The 494-nt window shown below is 42.9% G+C and carries 1 protein-coding gene; it reads left to right on the top strand.

Annotation, left to right across the window (positions count from 1 at the left end):
• Window positions 1–494, top strand: a 494-nt coding sequence (locus KSW37_RS15785) for a hypothetical protein (protein ID WP_217315400.1), incomplete at both ends; no start/stop codon positions are given.

Here is a 494-nt window from a genome sequence, read left to right as displayed (position 1 = left end):
GCACAGTTGAGAGATTGGAGCAGAAAGTCGATGAACTTTCTGCCTCACCAAAGAATACAGAGGCGGAAAGCACTCCAGTCTCTGTAAGTGTTAATATAAGCAAGCTTGAAAAAGCAATCCTTGCTATGGCTGTAAAAGAAGGGGAGTCTATTGACAAATTGGCAAGATTAAGAGAAGCTATCTGCATCTTTACCGACCTTACCAAGAAAGAAGCAAGTAACGGAGAACAGCGAAGCAAACTCTTGTTTGATGCAATTAATCAGGTGAAACAAGAGCTGAATGCCACATCAAAAAATGTGCAGGAAAAACTTCACGCAATGGGTAATACACCTCTGAAGAAAGTTGTGACTCATCGCTTCGAGCCAACTTCAAAGTATGTTCTTCTTTTCATTGGTGGCTTGGCTCTATCTCTTGTTCTCTCCATTTGGGGCAATCTCACCCAATGGCGAGCGCATCAAGATTGGGAGGAGGCTGACTTGAAATATCGTGCTTTG

It is taken from the genome of Segatella copri (assembly GCF_019127135.1).
GTDB lineage: Bacteria > Bacteroidota > Bacteroidia > Bacteroidales > Bacteroidaceae > Prevotella.
Note: the sequence above shows the minus strand (reverse complement) of the source record. Positions and strands in the feature narration are given on the sequence as shown.